Source organism: Pseudomonas sp. L-22-4S-12, from assembly GCF_009799935.1.
In the GTDB taxonomy this organism is placed as follows: domain Bacteria; phylum Pseudomonadota; class Gammaproteobacteria; order Pseudomonadales; family Pseudomonadaceae; genus Aquipseudomonas.
Genome location: NZ_WELL01000013.1, coordinates 18,886 through 39,995, shown reverse-complemented (window position 1 = coordinate 39,995; position 21,110 = coordinate 18,886). Strand labels below are relative to the sequence as shown.

Genomic DNA, 21,110 nt, shown 5'->3' with positions numbered 1-21,110 from the left:
TCAAGCACGTGGTTGCATCAGAGAAGTCGTAGGTTGGGTTAAGGAGCAGAGCGACGAAGCCCAACGGCCCAGCCCCGGTTGTTGGGCTTCGCTGCGCTCAACACCAACCTACCCGCGTCTATCGCCGCGAACTACAAGGCCAGGCATGCCCGCAGCCCATGCCGGGCAGGGTCTTTTCTTTTGCGCCTCAAACACTTGGTTACGTCAATCAAGGGTAAATGGGCGGTAAAGACCCTTTGCTTGGCGGCAGAGAGTGCTTATCGTTCACGCTCCCAAGGAAAGTGACCCGGACCATGCCTGATATTCGCTCTGCATCGCGCTCTTACCGCCCCTGGCTGATCGCCCTGGCGCTGCTCGCCGTCGTCCTGCTGCTGTGGTGGCTGTGGCCGGCGAAACCGGTGGAGAAGGGCGGTCGCGGCGGACCCTGGGGGCGCGACAGCGGGCCGGTGCCGGTACGGGTGACCCAGGTCAGCCAGGGCGACTTCAATATCGAGCTCAAGGCCCTGGGCACGGTGACCGCGCTGAATACGGTGAACGTGCGTAGCCGGGTGGATGGCGAGCTGGTCAAGGTGCTGTTCGAGGAAGGCCAACTGGTCAAGGCCGGCGACCTGCTGGCGCAGATCGATCCGCGGGCCTACCAGGTGGCCCTGCAGCAGGCCGAAGGCACCCTGGCGCAGAACCAGGCGCAGCTGAAGAACGCCGAGATCGACCTGGCCCGCTACCAGGGCCTGTACGCCGAGGACTCCATCGCCAAGCAGACCCTCGACACCCAGGCCGCCCTGGTCGGCCAGTATCGCGGCACGGTGAAGAGCGACCAGGCGGCCGTCGCCGAGGCCCGCCTCAACCTCGAGTTCACCCGCATCCGCGCGCCCATCGACGGCCGCCTCGGCCTGCGCCAGATCGACGTCGGCAACCTGGTCAGCAGCGGCGACACCACGGCGCTGGTGACCATCACCCAGGTCAAGCCGATCTCGGTCAACTTCACCCTGGCCGAGAACGACCTGCCGCCGGTGCTGGCGCGGGTGCGCAACAACGAGAAACTGCTGGTGCAGGCCTGGGATCGCGGCGAGAAGCAGCTGCTGGCCGAAGGCGTGCTGCACAGCCTGGACAACCAGATCGACGTCGCCACCGGCACCGTCAAGCTCAAGGCGCGTTTCGACAATGCCGGCGAGAGCCTGTTTCCCAACCAGTTCGTCAACGTGCGCCTGCGCGTGGAAACCCGCCAAGGGGCTACCCTGATTTCGTCCGCGGCCCTGCAGTATGGCGCCCGTGGCACCTTTGTGTTCCTCCTCGATAAAGACGACAAGGTGCAGCTGCGCAAGGTCGAGGTGGGCGCCAGCGACGGCGCGCTGACCCTGGTCAGCAATGGCCTGAAGGTCGGCGAACGGCTGGTGCTGGAAGGCACCGACAAGCTCAAGGAAGGCAGCGCGGTGCAGGTGGTCGGCGAACCCGGCGCCCTGGCCCAGCCGGCCGCCAAGACCGAGCAGAAGCACGGCGCATGAACGTTTCGCGCCTGTTCATCCTGCGCCCGGTCGCCACCACGCTGCTGATGGTGGCGATCTTCCTCACCGGCCTGATCGCCTACCGCCTGTTGCCAGTGTCGGCGCTGCCGGAGGTGGATTACCCGACCATCCGCGTGCTCACCCTGTATCCCGGCGCCAGCCCGGAGGTGATGACCAGTTCGGTGACCGCGCCGCTGGAGCGCCAGTTCGGCCAGATGCCGGGCCTCAAGCAGATGTCCTCGACCAGTTCCGGCGGCGCCTCGGTGATCACCCTGCGCTTCACCCTGGAAGTGAACCTGGACGTGGCCGAACAGGAGGTGCAGGCGGCGATCAACGCGGCGAGCAACCTGCTGCCCAGCGACCTGCCGGCACCGCCGGTGTACAACAAGGTCAACCCGGCCGACACCCCGGTGCTGACCCTGGCGATCAGCTCGGCGAGCATGCCGCTGACCGAAGTGCACGACCTGATCGATACCCGCATGGCGCAGAAGATCGCGCAGATCAGCGGCGTCGGCCTGGTCAGCCTGGCCGGCGGTCAGCGCAAGGCGGTGCGGATCAAGGTCAACCCCGAGGCCCTGGCCAGCCATGGCCTCAATCTGTCCGACGTGCGCACGTTGATCACCGCCAGCAACGTCAACCAGCCCAAGGGCAACTTCGACGGCCCGACCCGCGTCTCGCAGCTGGATGCCAACGACCAGCTGGAATCGGCCGAGGCCTACCTGGACCTGATCCTCAAGTACGAGAACGGCGCGCCGCTGCGCCTCAAGGACGTCTCGACCGTTATCGACGGCGCCGAGAACGAGCGCCTGGCCGCCTGGGCCGACCGCAACCAGACCGTGCTGCTGAGCATCCAGCGCCAGCCGGGGGCCAACGTCATCGAGGTGGTCGAGCGCATCCAGAAACTGCTGCCGCAGATCACCGCCAGCCTGCCGGCCAGCATCGAGGTCAAGCTGCTCACCGACCGCACCCAGACCATCCGCGCGGCGATCAGCGATGTGCGCTTCGAGATGATCCTGGCCATCGGCCTGGTGGTGCTGGTGACCTTCCTGTTCCTGCGCAAGCTGTCCGCCACCGTGATTCCGTCGATCGTGGTGCCGCTGTCGCTGATCGGCACCTTCGCCGTGATGTACCTGGCCGGCTTCTCGGTCAACAACCTGACCCTGATGGCCCTGACCATCGCCACCGGCTTCGTGGTCGACGACGCCATCGTCATGCTGGAAAACATCGCCCGCCATCTGGAGGAGGGCGAGACGCCGCTGAACGCCGCGCTCAAGGGCGCCCGGCAGATCGGCTTCACCCTGATCTCGCTGACCTTCTCGCTGATCGCGGTGCTGATTCCGCTGCTGTTCATGGCCGATGTAGTGGGGCGCCTGTTCCGCGAGTTCGCCATCACCCTGGCGGTGGCCATCCTGATTTCCCTGGTGGTGTCGCTGACCCTGACGCCGATGATGTGCGCGCGCCTGCTCAAGGCCGAGAAGGAGCAAGAGCAGGGACGTTTCTACCGCGCCAGCGGCGCCTTTATCGACGGCCTGATCGCGCGTTACGGCGTCGCCCTGCAATGGGTGCTCAGGCACCAGCCGCTGACCCTGCTGGTGGCGCTGGCCACCCTGGCGCTGACCGTGGTGCTGTACCTGGCGGTGCCCAAGGGCTTCTTCCCGGTGCAGGACACCGGGGTGATCCAGGGCATTTCCGAGGCGCCGCAGAGCATTTCCTTCGCCGCCATGAGCGAGCGCCAGCAGCGTCTGGCCGCGGTGATCCTGCAGGACGAGGCGGTCGCCAGCCTGTCGTCCTATATCGGCGTGGACGGCGACAACGCCACGCTCAACAGCGGCCGGTTGCTGATCAACCTCAAGCCGCACGGTGAGCGCGACGCCAGCGCCAGCCAGGTGATCGAGCGCCTGCGCCCCGAGCTGGCGGCGATTCCCGGCATCGCGCTGTACCTGCAGCCGGTGCAGGACCTGACCATCGAGGACCGGGTCAGCCGTACCCAGTTCCAGTTCAGCCTGGAATCGCCGGATGCCGCGCTGCTGGAGGAGTGGACACCCAAACTGGTCGAGGCCCTGAGCGAGCAAGCCGAGCTGCGTGACGTAGCCAGCGACCTGCAGAACCGTGGCCTGCAGGTGTATCTGCAGATCGACCGCGACGCCGCCTCGCGGCTTGGTGTCAGTATCAGTGCTATTGACGATGCGCTGTACGACGCCTTCGGTCAGCGGCAGATCTCCACCATCTTCACCCAGGCCAGCCAGTACCGCGTGGTGCTGGAGAGTGCCGGCGCCGGCGAACTCGGCCCGGCCGCGCTGCAGCAGGTGCATGTGGCTACCGCCAGCGGCGGCCAGGTGCCACTGGCCTCCCTGGCGCGCATCGACGAGCGGGCGGCCAGCCTGCTGGTCAACCATATCGGCCAGTTCCCGGCGGTGACCCTGTCGTTCAACCTGGCCAGTGGCGTATCGCTGGGCGAGGCGGTGGCGGTGATCGAGCAGGTGCAGCAGGACATCGGCCTGCCGCCTGGTATCCAGAGCCAGTTCCAGGGCGCCGCCGAGGCCTTCCGCGCCTCGCTGTCGAGCACCTTGCTGCTGATTCTGGCGGCCATCGTCACCATGTACATCGTGCTCGGCGTGCTCTACGAGAGTTACATCCACCCGATCACCATTCTCTCGACCTTGCCCTCGGCCGGGGTCGGCGCCTTGCTGGCGCTGCTGCTGACCGGCAACGACCTGGGCCTGATCGCCATCATCGGCATCATCCTGCTGATCGGCATCGTCAAGAAGAACGCGATCATGATGATCGACTTCGCCCTGGAGGCCGAACGGCAGCAGGGCATGGCGCCTGAGGCGGCGATCTACCAGGCGGCGCTGCTGCGTTTCCGGCCGATCCTGATGACCACCCTGGCCGCGCTGTTCGGCGCCATCCCGCTGATGCTGGCCTCGGGCTCCGGCGCCGAGCTGCGCCAGCCGCTGGGCCTGGTGATGGTCGGCGGTCTGCTGCTCAGCCAGGTGCTGACGCTGTTCACCACGCCGGTGATCTACCTGTGGTTCGATCGCCTGTCGCGCCGCTATTTCGGCTGCAGCGCTTCCGGCGTACTGGTCAGCCCATGAACATCTCCGCGCCCTTTATCCGGCGGCCGGTGGCCACGCTGCTGCTGAGTCTGGCGATCCTGTTGCTCGGCTGGGTCAGCTTCGGCCTGCTGTCGGTGGCGCCGCTGCCGAAGATGGATTTCCCGGCCATCGTGGTCAACGCCTCGCTGCCGGGCGCCAGCCCGCAGGTAATGGCCTCCAGCGTGGCCACGCCACTGGAGCGCTCGCTTGGCAGCATCGCCGGGATCAGCGAGATGACCAGCCGTAGCAGCCAGGGCAGCACGCAGATCGTCATCCTCTTCGACCTCGAACGGAATATCGACGCCGCCGCCCGCGAGGTGCAGGCGGCCATCAACGCCGCGCGCAACCTGCTGCCCAGCGGCATGCGCAGCATGCCGACCTACAAGAAGTTCAACCCCTCGCAGGCGCCGGTCATGGTGCTGGCGCTGAGCTCGCCGGTGCTGGACAAGAGCCAGCTGTACGACGTGGCCTCCACCGTGCTGGCGCAGAAACTGGCCCAGGTGCAGGGCGTCGGGCAGATCCAGATCGGCGGCAGTTCGCTGCCGGCGGTGCGGGTGGAGCTGCAGCCGCGCCTGCTCGACCAGTACGGCATCGCCCTGGACGAGGTGCGCAACGCCATCGCCACGGCCAACGTCGACCGGCCCAAGGGCGCCGTGGAAGACGCCAGCCGTCACTGGCAGATCCAGGCCAACGACCAGCTGGAAAAGGCCTCCGACTACCAGCCGCTGATCATCCGCTACCAGAACAACGCACCGGTACGCCTGAGCGATGTGGCGACGGTCCGCGACTCGGTGGAGAACCGCTACAACAGCGGTTTCTACAACGACGACGACTCGGTGCTGCTGGTGATCAACCGCCAGCCCGGCGCCAATATCATCGAGACCATCGAGGACATCCGCGCCGAGCTGCCGGCGCTGCAGGCGGTGATCCCGGCCAGCGTGCAGCTGGAGGTGGCGATGGACCGCTCGCCGGTGATCCGCGCCACCCTGCACGAGGCCGAGCGCACCCTGCTGATCGCCGTGGCCCTGGTGATCCTGGTGGTGTTCGCCTTCCTCGGCCGCTGGCGCGCCGCGCTGATCCCGGCGCTGGCGGTGCCAGTGTCGCTGGTCGGCACCTTCGCGGTGATGTACCTGCTGGATTTCTCACTGAATAACTTGTCGCTGATGGCGCTGATCATCGCCACCGGCCTGGTGGTGGATGACGCCATCGTGGTGTTGGAGAACATCTCGCGGCATATCGAGGCGGGCGAGAAACCCATGGCCGCGGCGTTCAAGGGCGCCCAGGAAGTCGGCTTCACCCTGCTGTCGATGAACCTGTCGCTGGTCGCGGTGTTCCTCTCCATCCTGTTCATGGGCGGCATAGTCGGCAGCCTGTTCCGCGAGTTCTCCATCACCCTGACCGTGGCGATCCTGATCTCCATGCTGGTCTCGCTGACCCTCACGCCGATGCTCTGCGCGCGCTGGCTCAAGGCCGAGGAAGCCGAACGCCAGCCCGGCCGCCTGCAGCGCTTCGGCGCGCGCCTGCAAGAACGCGTGCTGGACGGCTACGCGCGCAGCCTGGACTGGGCCCTGCGTCACTCGCGGCTGACCCTGTGCAGCCTGCTGGCGACCATCGCGTTCAACGTGTTCCTGTTCATCGAAGTGCCGAAGACCTTCATGCCGCAGCAGGACACCGGCCAGTTGATCGGCTTCGTCCGTGGCGATGACGGCCTGTCGTTCCAGGTCATGCAGCCGAAGATGGAGATCTACCGCCGCGCGCTGCTGGCCGATCCGGCGGTGCACAGCGTGGCCGGCTTCATCGGCGGCAGCGGCGGGATCAACAACGCCTTCCTGGTGGTGCGCCTGAAGCCCATTGGCGAGCGTGGCGTGTCGGCCCAGCAGGTGATCGACCGCCTGCGCGACAGCGTGCCCAAGGTGCCGGGCGGACGGCTGATGCTGATGCCCGACCAGGACCTGCAGTTCGGCGGCCGCCAGGGGCGCAGCTCGGAAAACGAATACGTGCTGCTGGCCAGCAGCCTGGATGACCTGCGCGAGTGGCTGCCCAAGGTGCGCGACGCCCTGGCCAAACTGCCGGAGCTGACCGATATCGATGCCAACGAAGGCGAGGGCGCCCAGCAGATCAGCCTGCAGATCGACCGCGCCACCGCCCAGCGCCTGGGCGTGGACATGGCCATGGTCACCGCGGTGCTGAACAACGCCTTCAGCCAGCGGCAGATTTCCACCATCTACGACAGCCTCAACCAGTACAGCGTGGTGATGGAGATCGATCCGACGTTCGCCGAATACCCCGAGGCACTGGACCAGATCCAGGTGATCAGCGCCTCTGGGGCGCGGGTTCCGCTGTCCAGCTTCGCCCACTGGGAGCGCAGCCTGGAGGAGGATCGGGTCAACCACCAGGGCCAGTTCGCCGCGGAAAGCATCGGCTACTCGCTGGCCAAGGACGTCACCCAGGAGCAGGCCAACCAGGCGATCGCCCAGGCGGTGGCCCAGGTCAACCTGCCCACCGAGGTGCAGGGTCTGGTCGGCGGCACCGGCGGGGCATTCCAGGCCGCGGCCAAGGGCCAGCCGCTGATGATCTTCAGCGCGCTGCTGGTGGTCTACATCGTCCTCGGCATCCTCTACGAGAGCTATATCCACCCGCTGACCATCCTCTCGACCTTGCCCTCGGCCGGGGTCGGCGCGCTGCTGGCGATCATCCTCAGCGGCGGCGAATTCAGCCTGATCTCGCTGCTCGGCCTGTTCCTGCTGATCGGCGTGGTGAAGAAGAACGCCATCCTGATGATCGATCTGGCCCTGGAACTGGAACGCCACGACAAACTGAGTCCGCAGGAGTCGATCCGCCGCGCCTGCCTGCTGCGTTTCCGCCCAATCATGATGACCACATTGGCCGCCATGCTCGGTGCCTTGCCGCTGCTGCTGGGCATGAGCGAAGGCGCGGAAATGCGCCAGCCGCTGGGCCTGACCATAGTCGGCGGGCTGATCCTCAGCCAGCTCTTGACCCTCTACACCACCCCCGTGGTCTACCTCTACCTCGACCGCCTGCGCCACCGCGTCAATCGCTGGCGCGGCGTGCGTAGCGATGCTGCCCTGGATACCCCCGTATGAAGCCTTCGTCCCTTCGCCCGCTGGGCCTCGCCATCGCCGCCCTGGCCCCGGCTTTAATGCTGAGTGCCTGTGCCATCGGCCCCGACTACCAGCGCCCGGCTTCCGCCGAGTCGGTGCAGTTCAAGCAGGCCAGCGGCTGGAAAGCCGCGGCACCGGCCGACACCGTGCTGCGCGGCAACTGGTGGGAACTGTACGGCGATGCCGAACTCAATGGGCTGATCGAGCGGCTCAACGCCAACAACCAGAGCCTGGCCAGCGCCGAGGCGCAGTACCGCCAGGCCAGGGCCCTGGCTCGCGGTGCACGGGCGGCGTTCTTCCCCAGCATCGGCCTGGATACCGGCGTCACCCGCGCCGGCCAGGGTGGTGGCGACAGCACCATCGGCACCACCGGCGGGGTCAGCGTCAGCGGCTCGAATGCCGCGCAAGTCTCCAAGACCTATGACGCCAGCCTGGGCGTGAGCTGGGAGGTGGATATCTGGGGCAAGCTGCGCCGCCAGCTGGAGGCCGACAGCGCCAGCATGCAGGCCAGCGGCGCCGACCTGGCCGCGGTGCACCTCAGCCAGCAGGCCGAGCTGGTGCAGAGCTACCTGCAGCTGCGCGTGCTGGATGAGCAGAAGCGCCTGCTCGACGAGACCGTGGCGGCCTATCAGCAGGCGTTTCGCATCGCCGAGAACCAGTACCAGGCCGGCATAGTGCCGAAATCCGACGTGACCCAGGCGCTGACCCAGCTGAAGAGCACCGAGGCCGATGCGGTCGACCTTGAATACCAGCGCGCCCAGCTGGAACACGCCCTGGCCGTGCTGGTCGGGGTGGCGCCGGCGCAGTTCGAGCTGGCCGCGCGCGAGCAGGTGCCGCAGCTGCCGGCGGTGCCGCTAAGTCTGCCTTCTGCGTTGCTGGAGCGCCGCCCGGATATCGCCGCCGCCGAGCGCCGGGTGATCGCCGCCAACGCCCAGATCGGCGTGGCCAAGGCCGCCTATTACCCGGACCTGACCCTGAGTGCCAGTGGCGGCTACCGCAGCGGCAGCCTCGACGAATGGATCAGCCTGCCCAATCGCTTCTGGTCGATCGGCCCGCAGTTCGCCCTCAACCTGTTCGACGGCGGCCTGATCCGCTCCCAGGTCGAGCAGGCCGAGGCCAGCTACGACCAGACCGTGGCCGACTACCGCCTGACCGTGCTGGAGGGCTTCCGCGAAGTGGAGGACTACCTGGTGCAGCTGGCCGTGCTGGAGCGCGAGGCCTTGGTGCAGCAGCAGGGGCTGGAGGCCGCACGCGAGTCGCTGCGGCTGATTCTCAACCAGTACAAGGCCGGCACCGTGGAGTTCACCGACGTGGTCAGCGTGCAGACCAGCGCCCTGTCCAGCGAACGTACGCGCCTGACCCTGCAGGGCAACCGCCTGACCGCCAGCGTGCAGCTCATCGCCGCCCTCGGCGGTGGCTGGGATGGCGTGACCGAGCCGACCGAATAGTTCAATCGCGCTCTGGCGCACCCAGCGGGAACAGGTGCCGGTACGGCCGCGCCTCGTTCACCGCACGGGCGAAGGAGGGCCGCGCCAGCAGGCGCTGGCGATTGATCGCCGCGCTGGGTGGTGCCGGGATGGCGTGACCGCAGCCGCCGAGTGATCAGTCGCGGTCCGGCGCACCCAGCGGGAACAGGTGCCGATATGGCCGCGCCTCGTCCACCGCGCGGGCGAAGGAGGGGCGAGCCAGCAGGCGCTGGCGGTAGGCGCGCAGGGTACTGAACTCCGGGGCTATCGGCTCTACCCAGTCGGCATAGAACAGCGCCGGCGCGGCGGCGCAGTCGGCCAGGCTGAAGCCGGCGCCGGTGGCCCATTCGCGCCCGGCCATTTTCTCGTCGAACCAGCGGTAGGCGGTTTGCAGCAGCTGCCGCGCCTGCGCCACGCCCCAGGCATCGCGCTGCGCCTCGGGGCGCAACTGGTCGAACACGCAGGCGGTCATCGGCGTGGAGACATACAGGTCGAAGCAGCGGTCCATGAAGCGCACCTCCAGCGCGTCGTCGGCATCCTCGGGCAGCAGGCGGGTCGCTCCGGGGTAATGCTGCTGCAGGTATTCGATGATGATGCTCGACTCGCTCACTGCACGCTCGCCGTCGAGCAGCAGCGGGAAGCGCCGGAACGGCCAGCGCGCCGCCAGTTCGGCCATGGCCTGCGGGTTTTCCGGGGCGAGCAGGCGCCACTCGAAGGGGATGGCGTTCTCATAGAGGGCGATCAATACCTTCTGGCAGTAGGACGAGAAGGGATGGGCATAGAGCTGGATGGCCATGGTCGGCTCCCTGGGTTGGTCGGGCATGCGCTGAGCATAGTGCCGAGCGCTTCCTGCACTAGTCGTTGCAGCCTCGGGGATTTCGACATCGCCCTGATGCAATGCTCCACAGCCGCAGGCGAAGAGGGGCAGGGCAGCGCCCGCGGGTGCGGCAAATGGCCGGGGGCGGCCGGCTTCTATCCCCGGGCGCGGCGGTGGTAGAGTCGCGCCCATGACTCTGACCCGTGACCACCGCACGCTGATCGCCTGGGCGCTGTACACCAGCCTCCTGCTCAGCCTGTTCGCCTGCGGTTTGCATCACGGCCAGGCCAGCGGCCTGCGTCTCAGTGGCCTGCAGGGCGGTTTCTGCGCCGAGGGCAGCAATCTCGCGGCGGTGGACCTGGGCGAGGGTTCGTCCCAGCACCAGGCCGATGCGTTTTCCTGCCCGCTGTGCTCGTCATACGGCGCGGCCGTGGCCCTGCACAGCCACGCCTGGGCCGCGGACTTCCCGCCGGCCATCGGCGGCGCGCCCAGCCAGCCGCAGCACTGGGCGCAACCGCCGCCGCGACATTTGTGGCCCTCGCTCAACCCGCGCGCTTCGCCCACCGACTTCCCTGCCTGAAACATTCGGCCACGTGCCTGCCTGCGCCTGCGCGCAGGGCGGCCGTAGGCCCGGTTGATTATTCCTGCACGGAAGTCTCGCATGACCATCAGAACTACCGGCCTGGTGCTGCTGCTCGGCAGCGGCCCGCTGGCGTGGGCCGCCGGCACGCCACTCGATCTGCCCACCAGCACCATCAGCGCCAGCGTCGAGCCACCCAGCGGCGTGAGCCTCGACCAGCCGATCAAGACCGGCTCGCGCCTGGGCCTGAGCGCCCGCGAAACCCCGGCCTCGGTCAGCGTCGCCGACCGCAGCCTGATCGAGGCGCGCGGCGCCAAGGACACCCAGGACGTGATCAACGGCATGACCGGGGTCAACGCCTCGGCCAACCCCGGCTATGGCGGTTTCGTCTCCTACCGCGGCTTCACCGCCGGGCAGATCACCCAGCTCTACAACGGCATCGGCATGAGCTACAGCAGCGCCAACCGCCCGGTGGACGCCTGGATCTACGACCGCGTCGAACTGCTCGGCGGGCCCTCGACCTTCCTCTACGGTGCCGGCGCCGTCGGCGGCTCGATCAACTACATCACCAAGCTGGCCAGCCGCGAGGAACAGGCGCTGCAAGGCCGGGTGCGCTACGGCAGCTACGACAGCTCGGAGCTGTCGCTCGGGATCAACCAGGCCCTGAGCAGCGGTCCCGAACCCCGGCACTTCGCCCGCCTGGACGTCAGCCGCACGGCCGGCGACGGCTATATGGACCGCAACGAACGCGAGTCGACCAGCACGGCGTTCTCCATCCTCAGCGACCTGACGCCCGACCTCAGCCATACCCTGGCCCTGGAATACCAGGAAGACCGCGAAGACAGCCCCTACTGGGGCTCGCCGCTGCGCAACCCGGTGGGCGGCACGATGAAGATCGACGAGGACCGCCGCTTCGAGAACTACAACGTCGCCGACGGCCGCTACGAGCAGCGCGTGCGCTGGCTGCGCTCGATCATCGACTACCGGATCGACGACAGCACCAGCCTGCAGAACACCCTGTACCACTACGACGCCCAGCGCGATTACCGCAACCTGGAGAACTACCGCTACAACGCCGACAACAGCCTGGTCCGGCGCTATTCGGCGCTGCTGCAGCGGCATGACCAGCGGGTCGACGGCAATCGCTTCGAGCTGCGCCACGACCGCCAGCTGTTCGGCCTGTTCAGCCAGTGGTCGGCGGGCCTGGACTACTCGCTCAACCGCCAGCGCCTGCACCCCAACTCGGCGTTTTCCAGCGCCCCGTACGACACGGTGGATGCCGAGTACTTCGACCCGGGCAGCTTCTCCGACATCCCCGGGGTCAATGGCGGCCTGCACAAGCAACGCCAGCACGAAGTCACCACCCTGGCCGGCTTCCTGGAGAACCGCCTGGAGCTGAGCCCGCGCCTGGCGTTGCTCACCGGCCTGCGCTACGACCACCTGCACATGGAGGTGAGCAACTACGGCGCGGTGACGCCGACCAGCCCGGCGTTCTTCGAGCGCACCTGGGAGCCAGTCACCGGCCGCGCCGGCCTGGTCTACGCGCTGACCCCGGCGGCCAACGTCTATGTGCAGTACAGCACCGCCGCCGATCCACCGGCCGGCTCGCTGGCCTCGGCCACCTACTCGCAGGTCGGCCTGTACGACCTGACCACCGGCGAGCAGTGGGAAGCGGGCAGCAAGTTCGACTTCCTCGACGGCCGCGGCTCGGCCACCCTGGCGCTGTATGAAATCGTCCGGCGCGACTTCACGGTGAAGGATTCCAGCAACCCCAACCTGACCGTGCAGGCCGGCCAGCAGACCTCGCGCGGCATCGAACTGGCCGGCAAGCTGCAAGTCACGGCGAAGCTGCTGGCCGAGGCCAACTACGCCTATGTCGATGCCCAGTACGACCAGTTCAACGAGTCCGTCGGCGGCCAGTCGGTATCGCGCAAGGGCAACAGCCCGAGCAACGTGCCGGACCACGTCGCCAACGCCTGGCTGAGCTACGACATTGCCCCGGCCTGGCAGGCCGGGGTGGATGCCCGCTACGTCGCCTCGGTCTTCGCCGACAACGCCAACAGCCTCAAGGCGCCGTCCTACAGCCTGTACGGCGCCTTCGCCCGCTACCGGGTGGACCGGCACAGCACGCTGACCGCGCGTGTGCGCAACCTGACCGACGAGGTCTACGCCAGGCAGGCCTACGGCAGCCTCTACTACATGGGCGCGCCACGCAGTTTCGAGCTGGCGCTCGATACGCGCTTCTGATGGGGGCTCCATGAAAAAGCTGAAACGCCATCTGTACCTGTGGCACCGCTGGCTGGGCATCGGCCTGTGCCTGTTCATGGCGCTGTGGCTGGTGTCCGGGGTGGTCATGCTGTATGTCGGCTACCCCAAGCTGACCCCGGCCGAACACCTGGCGCGCCTGCCGGCCTTGCCGGCCGCAGGCTGCTGTATCGAACCGGGCGCACTGCTGGCCGCCAGTGCCGCAGAAAAACCGGCAGTGGGCCTGCGCCTGACCAGCATCGGCGGCCGGCCGCGCTATCTGCTCGCCTATGCCGACGGCAGCAGCCAGGCCTTCGATGCCCGCAGCGGCCGGCTGCTTCCCGCGGTGGATGCCGAGCAGGCCCTGGCCAGCGCCCGCCAGTTCGGCGCGGGGGCGCCGGCGCAGTACCGGGGGCTGGTCATGGAAGACGCCTGGAGCCGCTCCCGCGCCCTGGATGCGGACCGCCCGCTGCACCGGGTACAACTGGCCGATGCGGCGCAGAGCCTGCTATACATCTCCAGCCGTACGGGAGCGGTGGTGCGCGATGCCAGCGCCCGGGAGCGCGCCTGGAACTGGCTGGGCGCCTGGCTGCACTGGCTGTATGCCGCGCGCGACCTGCCCTGGTGGGCGGAACTGGTCATCTACCTGGCCCTGGCCGCCAGCCTGATGGCGCTGCTCGGCCAGGTGGTCGGGCTGCTGCGCTGGCGCTTCGGCAAGCCCTACCGCAGCGGCTCGCGCTCGCCCTATGCCGGCGCGGCGCGCTGGCATCACCTGGCCGGGCTGCTGTTCGGCGGCGTGCTGCTCGCCTGGATCTTCAGCGGGCTGCTGTCGATGCGGCCCTGGCAGCTGTTCGACAGCCAGTCGAAGCTGGCGGCCGCCGACTACCGTGGCGGTGCGCTGACGGCCGAGCAGCTGGCCTTGCCCCTCGACGAGAGCCTGGCGCGCCTGCGCCAGGCCGGCCTCAACGCCCATGAGCTGGAGTGGCGCATGCTCGGCGGGCGGGCCTACCTGAGCGCCGTCGATGCGGCCGGCAACAGCCGGGTCATGGGCCAGCAGGCGACTGCCGAGGCGCAGCGCTTGCTGCCCGACGCGACCCTGCTGGCCGCGGCCCGGGCCATGCAGCCGGCGGCGCGGGTCGAGGCCGAGCGGCTGCAGCGCTATGACGCCTACTACTACGCCCGGGCCGAGCAGAGCATGTACGGCCATTACCCCCGGCGCCTGCCGGTGCTGCGCGTGCGCTTCGACGACGCGGCGGCCACCTGGCTGTATCTCGACCCGCACAGCGGCGCGCTGCTGGCCCAGCTCGACAGCCGCGCCCGCGCCAGCCGCTGGCTGTTCAACCTGCTGCACAGCTGGGACTGGCAACCGCTGCTGGAACGCCCGCGCCTGCGCGAGGCGCTGATCATTCTGTTCAGCCTGGGTGGGCTGGCCATCAGCCTCAGCGGCATACTGCTGGGCTGGCGGCGCCTGTCACGCCTGCGGCGGCCGGCTAAACGGCCACGTCGGACCACCACACCTTCGTACATTCCCCAAGGAGAACCACCATGTCCATGAAACACGCCCTCGCGCTCGCCGCCGCGCTGTTCTGCCCGCTGCTGGCCACGGCCCATGACTACGCGGCCGGCGAGCTGCACATCGAGCATCCCTGGTCGCGGGAAATGCCGCCGGTGGCGCCGACCGCCGCGGCCTATTTCATCGTGCACAACCAGGGCGAACAGGCCGACCGCCTGCTCGGCGCCGACACCCCGGTGGCGGCCAAGGCCGAGCTGCACGAGCATGTCCACCAGAACGGGCTGATGAAGATGCAGCAGGTCCAGGTGGTCGAGGTGCCGGGCAAGGGCCAGGCCAAATTCGCGCCGATGGGCTACCACGTGATGCTGTTCGGCCTGCAGCGCCAGTTCAAGGACGGCGAACGCTTCCCGCTGACCCTGCACTTCGAGCGCGCCGGCGACGTGCAGGTCGAGGTCGCCGTGCAGAAGGAGGCACCCGCCGCCGAGCACCACTGAGCCTCAGGCGCCTGACGCGGGGCGGTTCTTCGCGGCGATCCACTGCGCCATGTACTGGGTGCTCTTGAGCGTGTGGTGGCGCAGCATGCCGCCGACGAAGTTGGCGCGGCGCTCGGCCGCCAGGTTGGCACGCAGGGCCAGCAGGCGCTCGATCAGCGCCTGGCCGGCCTGCCGGCGGTCGAAGCGTGCGCCGAGGATGCGCTCGCCGTTGCCCTGCGCCTGTAGCCACAGCGCCGGGTCCTCATGCAGGGCCACCGCGGCATCGGCAAAGGCCTGGGCGTCGGCGACCACCGCGCCGCCCCAGGGCAGCTCGCCGGCCATGCCTTCGCTGCCGATCGGCGTGGTCACGCTGGGCGTGCCGCAGGCCATGGCATCGGCCAGCTTGCCCTTGATCCCGGCGCCGAAACGCAGCGGCGCCAGGCACACGCGGGCCTGGACCATCACCGCATGGGCGTCGTCGGCCCAGCCGAGCACATGGAAACCCTGCTTGGGGTTGTGCAGGGCCGTGGCCTTCGGCGGCGTGTAGGAACCGTAGACATGCAGCTGCGCCTGCGGCAGGCGCTGGCGGATCAGCGGCCAGAGCTGCTGCTTGAGCCACAGCACGGCGTCCCAGTTGGGCGCGTGGCGGAAGTTGCCGATACTGAGGAAGTTCGCGCGCTGCGCGAAGGGCGGCTGCGCGGTGGCCGTGGGGATCAGCATCAGCGGGCAATGGTGGAGCAGGGCGGGCGGCACGCCGAACCGCTCTTGCAGCAGCGCCTGCTCGAAGTCGGAGATCAGCAGGGTCAGGTCGCTGCGGTAGATGGCGGCGACCTCGCGCTGGGCCAGGTCGTCCGTGGCCATGGCGGTGAACAGCTCGCCGGGCGTGGCGTTGACGGCGCCTTGCTGCTGTTTCTCCGCCTCGCTGGCGCAGGCCTGCTGCGCGGCTTTCAGCAGGCGCTGGCGGGCATCGCGCAGGCTGTGCAGGTCGCAGGTATCGAGGATGCGCAGGGCGTTCGGACAGGCACGCTCGATGCGCCAGCCGAACTGTTCCTCGCTGAAGAAACGGTCGAACAGCACCAGATCCGGCTGCAGCTCGCCGACGAAGGCGTCGAAGCTGTCGCAGTTGAGGGTGATCGGCACTTCCGGCACGTCGAGCGCGGCCAGCTCGGCGCGATGCTCGGACAGCGCAGCGGCGCTGGCGAAAGTCACCGGCCAGCCCTGAGCGCGCAGCAACTCGATCAGCTCGATCATCCGGCTGCCCGCCGCGGACGAGCGCGGTTCCGGCCAGACATAGCCGATGATCAGTACCTGCATGACGAGTTCCCCTGTGCGTTGAGGGCGCGATTATAGCCAGGCCGACCGGTGGGGCGGGTTAACCAGCGGTTATGTACCTGTTACGCGTAGCTGTTGTTTGGGGCAAGTGTTCACGGTGGCTGCTCTGGCTGTTTGTGGGAGCGAATTCATTCGCGATCAGGGCCTACGCCGAGCTGCCTGTGTATCGCGGCTAAAGCCGCTCCTACGCCAAGCCGTGGTTGATCAAGCCCTGTGCGGCGCAACAGGCTCCTGTAGGCGCGGCTTCAGCCGCGAATTGAGGCACAGGGAGCCGGCTGGTTTTGCCGAGACAAAAAAATCCCCACGGCCAGGAGCGCAGCCGCGGGGAGTAGGGTGGTCGACAAGGAGGATATCGACCCAGGAGGAACTTCAGTTCATTCAGACCTGCGGCTGCCAACCTCCGCCGAGGGCCTTGTAGATCGCGACTATGCCGCGGTACAGCTCGACTTCGGCCAGGGCCTGGGCATCCTCGGCGGCCAGGCGCTCGCGCTCGGCGTCGAGCAGCACCAGAAAGTCCTCGGTGCCTTCGCGGTAGCGAATCGCCGCCTGTTCGGCCGCCGCGCGGCTGGCTTCGACCTGGCGCACCAGCGAAACCAGGCGCTGCTGGCGCTTGGCGTAGTCGCTGAAGGCGTTTTCCGATTCCTCCAGGGCCAGCAGCACCTGCTGCTCGTAGCTGGCCAGCGCACCATCGGCCTCGGCCTCGGTGCCGCGCAGGCGGGCACGCACGCTGCCCAGATCGAAGGCGGCCCAGCTGATGGTCGGCGCCACGCCCCAGGCGTTGGCCGCCGCCGCGCCCAGTTGCGAGCCGCGCCCGGCGGTGAAGCCGAGGAAGCCCGAGAGGCTGACCCTGGGGAACAGGTCGGCCGTGGCCACGCCGACATTGGCGGTGGCGGCGGCCAGCTGGCGCTCGGCCACGCGTACGTCTGGACGGCGGCGCAGCAGCTCGGCGGGGTCGCCGATCGGCAGGGCCTTGGCGATCACCGGCAGCGGCCTGGCCGACAGGTCCACGCTCAGTTGTTCCGGGCGCTGGCCGAGCAGGGTGGCGATGCGGTGGCGGGCACGGGCTTCCTCGGCCTGCAGCTGCGGCAGGCTGGCCTCGGTGGCGGCCAGGCGGGCATCGGCACGCAGCACGTCCAGCTCGCTGCCGATGCCGGCGTCGCGCAGTTGCTCGGTGAGGGCGCGCGACTGGCTCTGGTTCTTCAGGTTGTCGCGGGCGATGCGCTCGCGCAGCTGGGCGCCGCGCAGGTTGCCGTAGGCGTCCACCAGCTCGGCGATCAGGCTGACCTGCAGCTGGTACAGCTCGGCCTCGGCGGCCTCGCTCTGCGCCTCGCTGGCCTCGATGCTGCGCTGGATGCGGCCGAACAGATCGAGTTCCCAGGCCATGTCCAGGCCCAGGTCGTAGCGTTCCTGGCGGATGCGCTGCTCGCTGGTCGGCGGTTGCTGGGCCTTGCCGAATTCGCCGCTGGCGCGACTGGTGATCACCGGCAGCTGGTCGTTGCCGACATCGTCGCGGATGGCGCGGGCGGCGCGCAGGCGGGCGAAGGCCACGCGCAGCTCGCGGTTTTCCTCGAGCGACTGCTGTACCAGCTGGCTCAGGGTGGGGTCGTCGAACTGCTGCCACCAGGCCGATTCGAAGTCGGTGCGGTCGTAGTCGCCGGCCTCCAGCGCAGTGATCTGCGCTGGTTGGGTTTCCGGCGCCTGGTAGTCCGGACCGACGGCGCAGGCAGCCAACATAAAAGCGGGGGCCAGGGCGAGCAGGGCGGGAAGTAGCGGCCTCATGCGTGCACCTCCTGCAGACGAGCGGCTTTCTTCGCCTCGCGTTTCTCCACGAAACCACGGATCAGTACGTAGAACACCGGAGTTAGCAGCAGGCCGAAGAAGGTCACGCCAATCATCCCGCTGAACACCGCGACGCCCATGGCATGGCGCATCTCGGCGCCGGCGCCGGACGACAGCACCAGGGGCACCACGCCCATGATGAAGGCGATGGAGGTCATCAGGATCGGGCGCAGACGCAGGCGGCAGGCTTCCAGCACCGCAGTCATACGATCCAGGCCTTCTTCCTGTTTCTCCTTGGCGAACTCGACGATGAGGATGGCGTTCTTGCATGCCAGACCCACCAGCACGATCAGGCCGATCTGGGTGAACACGTTGTTGTCGCCGCCGGCCAGGATCACCCCGACGATGGCGGAGAACAGCACGGTCGGCACGATCAGGATCACCGCCAGCGGCAGGCTCCAGCTTTCGTACTGGGCGGCCAGCACCAGGAAGGCCAGCAGCACGCAGAGCGGGAAGATGAAGATCGCGGTATTGCCGGCGAGGATCTGCTGGTAGGTCAGCTCGGTCCATTCGTAGGTCATGCCGTTGGGCAACTCCTCGTCGAGCAGTTTGGCGATGGCTGCCTCGGCCTGGCCGGAGCTGTAGCCGGGCGCCGCCGCGCCGTTGATCTCGGCGGTGAGGAAGCCGTTGTAGTGCATCACCCGGTCCGGGCCCGAGGCACTGTCGACCTTGACGAAGGTGGACAGCGGGATCATCTCGCCACGGTTGTTGCGCACCTTGAGTTGGCCGATCTGCTCGGGCTCCAGACGAAACTGCTGGTCGGCCTGGACGTTGACCTGGTAGGTGCGGCCGAAACGGTTGAAGTCGTTGGCGTACAGCGAGCCCAGGTACACCTGCATGGTGTCGAAGATGTCGCTGATGGCCACGCCGTGGGTCTTGGCCTTCTCGCGGTCGATGTTGGCATCGATCTGCGGCACGTTGACCTGGTAGCTGGTGAACACCGACATCGGATCCAGTTCCGGCAGCTGGCGCGCCTTGGCGATGATGTTCTGGGTCTGTTGGTACAGTTCCTCGTAACCCAGGCTGCCACGGTCTTCCACCTGCAGGCGGAAGCCACCGATGGTGCCGAGTCCCTGCACGGGGGGCGGCGGGAAGATGGCAATGTAGGCGTCCTGGATCTCGGCGAACTGGGCATTCAGCTCGGCGGCGATGGCGCCGGCGGACATCGACGGATCACTGCGCTCGTCGAACGGTTTGAGCGGGGTGAACACGATGCCGCTGTTCGGGCTGTTGGTGAAACCGTTGATCGACAGGCCCGGGAAGGCCACGGTGTTCTCCACACCCGGGTGCTTGCCGGCGATCTCCGACATGCGCTTGATCACCGCCTCGGTGCGGTCGAGGGTGGCGGCGTCCGGCAGCTGGGCGAAGGCGACCAGGTACTGCTTGTCCTGCTGCGGCACGAAGCCGGTCGGGGTGCTGGAGAAGCCCAGGTAGCCGAGCACCAGCAGGCCGCCATAGACCAGCAGGGCAATCGAGCTGCCGCGCAGCACGCGCTTCACGGTGCCGACGTAGCCGTGGCTGGCGCGGTCGAAGAAACGGTTGAACGGGTTGAACAGCCAGCCGCCGAACAGCTTGTCCAACACCTTGGAGAAACGGTCCTTGGGCGCGTGGTGATCCTTGAGCAACACGGCGGCCAGGGCCGGCGACAGGGTCAGCGAGTTGAACGCCGAGATCACCGTGGAGATGGCGATGGTCAGGGCGAACTGCTGGTAGAACTGCCCGGTGAGGCCGGAGATGAAGGCGGTCGGCACGAACACGGCGCACAGCACCAGGGCGGTGGCGACGATCGGACCGGTCACTTCCTTCATGGCCTGGCGGGTGGCTTCCACCGGTGACTTGCCCAGGCCGATGTTCCTCTCGACGTTCTCCACCACCACGATGGCGTCGTCCACCACGATGCCGATGGCCAGCACCAGGCCGAACAAGGACAGCGCGTTGAGCGAGAAGCCGAACATGTGCATCACGGCGAAGGTGCCGATCAACGACACCGGCACGGCGGCCAGCGGGATGATCGAGGCGCGCCAGGTCTGCAGGAACAGAATCACCACCAGCACCACCAGGATGATGGCTTCGAGCAGGGTATGCACCACCGCCTCGATGGAGCCACGTACGAAGATGGTTGGGTCGTAGACGATTTCGTAGTCCACGCCCTGAGGGAAGCTCTGCTTCAGTTCGGCCATGCGGGCACGCACCGCATCGGAAATCTCGATGGCGTTGGAACCGGGGCGCTGGAATACCGGGATGGCCACCGCCGGCTTGTTGTTCAGCAAGGAGCGCAGGGCGTACTGGCTGGAACCCAGCTCGATCCGGGCGATGTCCTTCAGGCGAGTGATTTCGCCATCTTCACCGGCGCGGATGATGATGTTCTCGAACTCTTCCTCGCTGACCAGACGGCCCTGGGTGTTGATCGACAACTGAAAGCTGTTGCCCGCATCCGAAGGCGGAGCACCGAGGGAGCCGGCGGCCACCTGGCGGTTCTGTTCGCGGATGGCGTTGACCACATCCGAAGCGGTCAGGTTGCGCGAAGCCACCTTGTTCGGATCGAGCCACACGCGTAGCGAGTAGTTGCCCAGGCCGAACAGCTGCACGTCACCCACGCCATCCAGGCGCGCCAGCTCGTCCTTGACGTTGAGCGCAGCGTAGTTGGACAGGTAGAGCATGTCGTAGCGGTCGTCCGGCGAGGTCAGGTGCACGACCATGGTCAGGTCGGGCGAGGCCTTGTCGACGGTCACGCCGAGACGCTGCACTTCAGTGGGCAGGGTCGGCATGGTCCGGGTCACGCGGTTCTGCACCTGTACCTGGGCGTTGTCCAGGTCGGTGCCGAGGGCGAAGGTGATGGTCAGGGTCAGCTTGCCGTCGGCGGTGCCCTGGGACGACATATAGAGCATGCCCTCGACCCCGGTGATCGCCTGTTCCAGCGGCGAGGCGACGGTTTCGCCGATCACCTTGGGGTTGGCGCCGGGGAAGTTGGCGCGCACCACCACGGTCGGCGGCACCACTTCCGGGTATTCGCTGATCGGCAGCTGGAACAGCGAGATGGCCCCGCCGATCAGGATCAGCAGCGACAGCACGGCGGCGAAGATCGGCCGCTGGATAAAGAATTGCGAGAAATTCATCGTCTTCTACC

Annotated in this window: 12 protein-coding genes and 1 pseudogene; 8 read left to right on the top strand and 5 right to left on the bottom strand. The window is 67.7% G+C overall.

Features of this window, described 5'->3' with window-relative positions; genetic code table 11:
- Positions 1-293 precede the first annotated feature (293 nt).
- Genes F3I16_RS20495 through F3I16_RS20480 form a run of 4 tightly spaced genes read left to right on the top strand, consistent with a single transcriptional unit; the run spans position 294 to position 9,167 of the window.
- Entirely contained in the window at positions 294-1,502 is a 1,209-nt protein-coding gene (locus F3I16_RS20495) for an MdtA/MuxA family multidrug efflux RND transporter periplasmic adaptor subunit (protein ID WP_160495375.1), read from the top strand.
- Entirely contained in the window at positions 1,499-4,597 is a 3,099-nt protein-coding gene (locus F3I16_RS20490; protein ID WP_160495374.1) for an MdtB/MuxB family multidrug efflux RND transporter permease subunit, read from the top strand. Before F3I16_RS20495 ends, F3I16_RS20490 begins: the two co-directional genes overlap by 4 nt.
- Positions 4,594-7,701, top strand: a complete 3,108-nt coding sequence (locus F3I16_RS20485) for an efflux RND transporter permease subunit (protein ID WP_160495373.1) — start codon at positions 4,594-4,596, stop codon at positions 7,699-7,701. Before F3I16_RS20490 ends, F3I16_RS20485 begins: the two co-directional genes overlap by 4 nt.
- On the top strand, positions 7,698-9,167 hold the full coding sequence (locus F3I16_RS20480) for an efflux transporter outer membrane subunit (protein ID WP_160495372.1): 1,470 nt from the start codon (positions 7,698-7,700) through the stop codon (positions 9,165-9,167). Before F3I16_RS20485 ends, F3I16_RS20480 begins: the two co-directional genes overlap by 4 nt.
- Position 9,168: 1 nt before the next feature.
- Here F3I16_RS20480 and F3I16_RS21285 read toward each other — a convergent pair.
- Both F3I16_RS21285 and F3I16_RS20470 read right to left on the bottom strand, forming a co-directional pair.
- Positions 9,169-9,267: pseudogene (locus tag F3I16_RS21285) on the bottom strand (glutathione S-transferase family protein); the annotation flags it as partial.
- A gap of 54 nt (positions 9,268-9,321) precedes the next feature.
- Positions 9,322-9,981: a glutathione S-transferase family protein gene (locus tag F3I16_RS20470; protein ID WP_160495371.1), complete on the bottom strand. Its 660-nt coding sequence runs from the start codon at positions 9,979-9,981 to the stop codon at positions 9,322-9,324.
- A gap of 211 nt (positions 9,982-10,192) precedes the next feature.
- On the opposite strand from F3I16_RS20470, the gene F3I16_RS20465 reads away from it, so the two are divergent.
- From F3I16_RS20465 to F3I16_RS20450, 4 genes are all read left to right on the top strand, one after another.
- Positions 10,193-10,582 (top strand): DUF2946 domain-containing protein, encoded by a 390-nt coding sequence (locus F3I16_RS20465; RefSeq protein ID WP_160495370.1) that lies wholly within the window; start codon positions 10,193-10,195, stop codon positions 10,580-10,582.
- Positions 10,583-10,663: 81 nt separating this feature from the next.
- Entirely contained in the window at positions 10,664-12,829 is a 2,166-nt protein-coding gene (locus tag F3I16_RS20460) for a TonB-dependent siderophore receptor (protein ID WP_160495369.1), read from the top strand.
- Positions 12,830-12,848: 19 nt separating this feature from the next.
- Entirely contained in the window at positions 12,849-14,381 is a 1,533-nt protein-coding gene (locus tag F3I16_RS20455; protein WP_160495398.1) for a PepSY domain-containing protein, read from the top strand.
- Positions 14,372-14,833, top strand: a complete 462-nt coding sequence (locus tag F3I16_RS20450; RefSeq protein WP_160495368.1) for a copper chaperone PCu(A)C — start codon at positions 14,372-14,374, stop codon at positions 14,831-14,833. Before F3I16_RS20455 ends, F3I16_RS20450 begins: the two co-directional genes overlap by 10 nt.
- Before the next feature lie 3 nt (positions 14,834-14,836).
- On the opposite strand, the gene F3I16_RS20445 is transcribed toward F3I16_RS20450, so the two are convergent.
- The 3 genes from F3I16_RS20445 to F3I16_RS20435 form a co-directional block, all read right to left on the bottom strand.
- A complete protein-coding gene (locus F3I16_RS20445; protein ID WP_160495367.1) occupies positions 14,837-16,126 on the bottom strand; it encodes a glycosyltransferase family 4 protein in 1,290 nt (429 codons plus the stop codon).
- Between the two features lie 396 nt (positions 16,127-16,522).
- Positions 16,523-17,923: an efflux transporter outer membrane subunit gene (locus F3I16_RS20440; RefSeq protein ID WP_160495366.1), complete on the bottom strand. Its 1,401-nt coding sequence runs from the start codon at positions 17,921-17,923 to the stop codon at positions 16,523-16,525.
- Positions 17,920-21,099: an efflux RND transporter permease subunit gene (locus tag F3I16_RS20435; protein WP_160495365.1), complete on the bottom strand. Its 3,180-nt coding sequence runs from the start codon at positions 21,097-21,099 to the stop codon at positions 17,920-17,922. The genes F3I16_RS20440 and F3I16_RS20435 overlap by 4 nt, the downstream gene beginning before the upstream one ends.
- Positions 21,100-21,110 lie beyond the last annotated feature (11 nt).

Bases quoted from the DNA above. Each gene is read 5' to 3' on its own strand.
- F3I16_RS20495 (WP_160495375.1), top strand. From the start codon at position 294: ATGCCTGATATTCGCTCTGCATCGCGCTCTTACCGCCCCTGGCTGATC.
- F3I16_RS20490 (WP_160495374.1), top strand. From the start codon at position 1,499: ATGAACGTTTCGCGCCTGTTCATCCTGCGCCCGGTCGCCACCACGCTG.
- F3I16_RS20485 (WP_160495373.1), top strand. From the start codon at position 4,594: ATGAACATCTCCGCGCCCTTTATCCGGCGGCCGGTGGCCACGCTGCTG.
- F3I16_RS20480 (WP_160495372.1), top strand. From the start codon at position 7,698: ATGAAGCCTTCGTCCCTTCGCCCGCTGGGCCTCGCCATCGCCGCCCTG.
- F3I16_RS20470 (WP_160495371.1), bottom strand. From the start codon at position 9,981: ATGGCCATCCAGCTCTATGCCCATCCCTTCTCGTCCTACTGCCAGAAG.
- F3I16_RS20465 (WP_160495370.1), top strand. From the start codon at position 10,193: ATGACTCTGACCCGTGACCACCGCACGCTGATCGCCTGGGCGCTGTAC.
- F3I16_RS20460 (WP_160495369.1), top strand. From the start codon at position 10,664: ATGACCATCAGAACTACCGGCCTGGTGCTGCTGCTCGGCAGCGGCCCG.
- F3I16_RS20450 (WP_160495368.1), top strand. From the start codon at position 14,372: ATGTCCATGAAACACGCCCTCGCGCTCGCCGCCGCGCTGTTCTGCCCG.
- F3I16_RS20445 (WP_160495367.1), bottom strand. From the start codon at position 16,126: ATGCAGGTACTGATCATCGGCTATGTCTGGCCGGAACCGCGCTCGTCC.
- F3I16_RS20440 (WP_160495366.1), bottom strand. From the start codon at position 17,923: ATGAGGCCGCTACTTCCCGCCCTGCTCGCCCTGGCCCCCGCTTTTATG.
- F3I16_RS20435 (WP_160495365.1), bottom strand. From the start codon at position 21,099: ATGAATTTCTCGCAATTCTTTATCCAGCGGCCGATCTTCGCCGCCGTG.